The following is a 2,833-nucleotide window of genomic DNA, read 5'->3' on the forward strand; positions in this document are numbered from 1 at the left end:
TATCTGCAGGAACCCTCCGGGATGCGGGGCACCCCTTTGCCTTTCTGCTGGGGGGAACAGGCGCGACCCGACCTTTGAGTGGCGGGGGTCTGGCCCGGCATGCCGGTCGGGCCCACAGTGCGTGCGACGGGTTCCCGCCGCAGCGATTGCTCAGCGGTCGGAATAGCTGAAGTCGCCCACGGTCCAGGCGCTGACGTCCTCGATCGCCACGCGGTACATCCCGCCCGTCTCCGGGATCCCCACGGTGCCCTGCAGGATCCGGGCGACATGGAAGTGCAGATGCGTGGGCGGCCCGTCCTTCTTCGCGGGGGCGTTGAAGATGGAGGAGAACTCTCCCAGGCGGTCCGAGTCCGTCAGTACATCCGACACCCTCAGCCTCCACACTGCTTCGGGAGCCAGCCGACCGGTGATGACAGCACCACCGGTGACCACGGTCAGGGACATCTGGTTGCTCTGCCCGGACTCCACCAGGGCGGCGACGTCAACGAGCAGCTCGTCAGGCTTCGACATGACGCAGATTATATTCACCGGTCATCCGGCTGCTTGAACCGTGGCGCTACCAGGCGGGACGGGCGTCACGGTCCTGCCACCGGAAGCCCGGCGGGTGACCGCGGCGGCGCGGGCGAGGCGGTCGGCCATGGGCCGGCCGAAGCCCCCGGTGCCGCCGATCAGGTCGAGAAGGGTCCGTGCCGAATTGCGTGCGTCGGCAACGGTATTCGCGGCAGCACCCTCGTGCACCGCTTCCACTTCCACGAGCCGCTCGGTCATCGGGCCAGGCCCGTCAAGACCGGCGCGGGTCCTGGTGCCACCCGTCACTGGCCGGCCTGTCGGGGTGATACGCCCGAAAGCATGAATGCCCAGTGGTGGCTGGCACCTGTCGACGGTAGTCGTGGCGAAGTCGGCGGCGCCCCGGGAAGCCCGACGGGCTGCGCGGCTGTGGGTCACTCCGAGCGCCGGACCTGAGCTTCGGGCTGCTCCGACCATCGACAGACCGGTCGAGGCGGGTACCTCATGTTCGAACGTGCGGAAATCTATGTTGGCCGGAGTAGACATTCGCCGGTGGTGTGGTTATGGTTTCTCTCGTAGCCAGAGAGACAAGCAGGGCCCGGCAGAGACGAACTGCCGGGGAGCAGTACCCGCAGGTGCAGTTGCAGGACGGTGCGGTGGTGGAGTTGCGAAGCCAGGGTTGTTGCAGGACGGCGACGCGGCTGACGACCGGACCGGGTGGCCCGCAGTGATCAGGGGCCGCCGTGAGCAGTACGGCAGTTGACGCAGTGGCAGTACCGGTTGGTGCAGTACGCAGTACCCAGCAGTGAAGTCAGTGAGCGGTACCTCGGTGAAGGCGTCGGCTGCCGGCGCGCGCACCGGGAGGTTCGGCAGTGGGGTTCCAAGCCAGAGCAGACGCACGACGGGCGACGGGGCTGGCTGCCGACGGGGTGGCGCTTGGCGAGGCCACCAGCAGTTCGCAATATCAGCAGTGCAAGCAGTACGCAGTTCGCAGTACCCCGTTTGGTAAGTGATTGTTCAGAGGGAAGAACGGAGGAGCCGAGCGCCATCAGGATCGCCCGGGCGGAAGCCTTGAGCCCGGGTACCGCAGGACATCGATAGTGAGGTGGTCTCCGGTCAAGCAACCGCGATCCCCGCACCCCCGGCAGCGTGAAGGCCGGGTCTGCGGACACAGAAGGCCGGTGCGGCACTAGGGCCGGCAGATGGTGTAGCAGTTCCTTCGGGGCCCTGGTGCCATATGGCACCAGGGCCCCTCAACGCGTTCCACAGAGACCACAGAGACCACAGAGACCACAGAGAGGTGCAGATGACAGCAGACGACTCCTACGGCCGTCTCGACGACGACGACTACCCCGCCTACACCATGGGCCGGGCCGCCGAAATACTCGGCACCACCCAGGGCTTCCTCCGCGCCATCGGAGACGCCCGCCTCATCACCCCGCTCCGCTCCGAAGGCGGACACCGCCGCTACTCCCGCTACCAGCTCCGCATCGCCGCCCGCGCCCGCGAACTCGTCGACCAGGGCACACCCATCGAAGCCGCCTGCCGCATCATCATCCTCGAAGACCAACTCCAAGAAGCCCAGCGCATCAACGCCGAACACCGCCGCACCGCCGAATCCCCCAACCCCACGGCCGCGGCATGAGAGGAGCGTGCCCGCCGGTATCGGCGGCCACCGCCCGCGCAGTCCCGGTGTGCGGTGTGATCGTTCCCGTGGTGACGCGCTGTGCGGGTGTGTAGGTCGGCGTCAGCTGTCGTGGTTCGGAGTTCGTCTTTGCCGACGCCTTTTTGCCCACGCTTTGGGTGTGGGCGTTTTGCTGTGCTGTGCCGCAGGAACCAGGTCGATCATTTCTGCCTTCCACATGGAGCGGGAGGCGTTCATCGACTGGAAGTCATGACAATGGCTACGGGAACTGTGACGTGGTTCGATGCGGAGAAGGGTTTCGGCTTCATCGCCCAGGACGGCGGCGGCCCGGATGTCTTCGCGCACTACTCCGCGATCAGCTCCTCGGGCTTTCGTGAGCTTCAGGCCAAAAGGGCCCGCAGGCCGAGAACATCAACCCGGCCTGACCTCGCAGCATTGCCCGAGGGGCAGGGCACTCCGCGTCCGGTGACTGCCGAGGCCCGCGCGGGCCGTGCGGGCCGTGCTTTCAGCCGGACAAGGGGGCCCGCTCTCGTACCGGGCGCGCGCCGACAGGACTTGTCGTGCACAGGATCGGGGGGGGGGGGGGAGGGGGGGGGGGGGAGGAGAGGCAGCGGTACGGGCGAGGGAGGTAGGGCGCGGAGTGATGTAGGGTATGTGGTATTCGCGGTCTGGCTGCGCCAC

4 protein-coding genes and 1 pseudogene are annotated in these 2,833 nt (G+C 67.3%); 2 read left to right on the forward strand and 3 right to left on the reverse strand.

Features of this window, described 5'->3' with window-relative positions; translation table 11 throughout:
- Window positions 1–150 precede the first annotated feature (150 nt).
- Both ACZ499_RS11100 and ACZ499_RS11105 read right to left on the reverse strand, forming a co-directional pair.
- The gene (locus ACZ499_RS11100; RefSeq protein WP_385547517.1) at window positions 151–510 is read right to left on the reverse strand and encodes a hypothetical protein; all 360 of its coding nucleotides are present in this window, start codon (window positions 508–510) and stop codon (window positions 151–153) included.
- A gap of 21 nt (window positions 511–531) precedes the next feature.
- Entirely contained in the window at window positions 532–768 is a 237-nt protein-coding gene (locus ACZ499_RS11105) for a hypothetical protein (protein ID WP_468673825.1), read from the reverse strand.
- Window positions 769–1,813: 1,045 nt separating this feature from the next.
- Between ACZ499_RS11105 and ACZ499_RS11110 the strand changes: the two genes are divergently transcribed.
- Window positions 1,814–2,152 carry a MerR family transcriptional regulator gene (locus ACZ499_RS11110; RefSeq protein WP_468673828.1) on the forward strand — a complete coding sequence of 113 codons (339 nt, stop codon included), beginning with the start codon at window positions 1,814–1,816 and terminating at the stop codon, window positions 2,150–2,152.
- Between the two features lie 102 nt (window positions 2,153–2,254).
- Here ACZ499_RS11110 and ACZ499_RS11115 read toward each other — a convergent pair whose 3' ends face one another.
- Entirely contained in the window at window positions 2,255–2,497 is a 243-nt protein-coding gene (locus ACZ499_RS11115; RefSeq protein ID WP_468674090.1) for a hypothetical protein, read from the reverse strand.
- On the opposite strand from ACZ499_RS11115, the pseudogene ACZ499_RS11120 reads away from it, so the two are divergent.
- A pseudogene (locus tag ACZ499_RS11120) lies at window positions 2,423–2,577 on the forward strand (cold-shock protein). The gene ACZ499_RS11115 and the pseudogene ACZ499_RS11120 sit on opposite strands and share 75 nt — an antisense overlap.
- Window positions 2,578–2,833: the final 256 nt, after the last annotated feature.

It is taken from the genome of Streptomyces sp. NPDC031265, from assembly GCF_055570295.1.

Coding starts and splice junctions, on each gene's coding strand:
- ACZ499_RS11100 (WP_385547517.1), bottom strand. CDS start 510: ATGTCGAAGCCTGACGAGCTGCTCGTTGACGTCGCCGCCCTGGTGGAG.
- ACZ499_RS11105 (WP_468673825.1), bottom strand. CDS start 768: ATGACCGAGCGGCTCGTGGAAGTGGAAGCGGTGCACGAGGGTGCTGCC.
- ACZ499_RS11110 (WP_468673828.1), top strand. CDS start 1,814: ATGACAGCAGACGACTCCTACGGCCGTCTCGACGACGACGACTACCCC.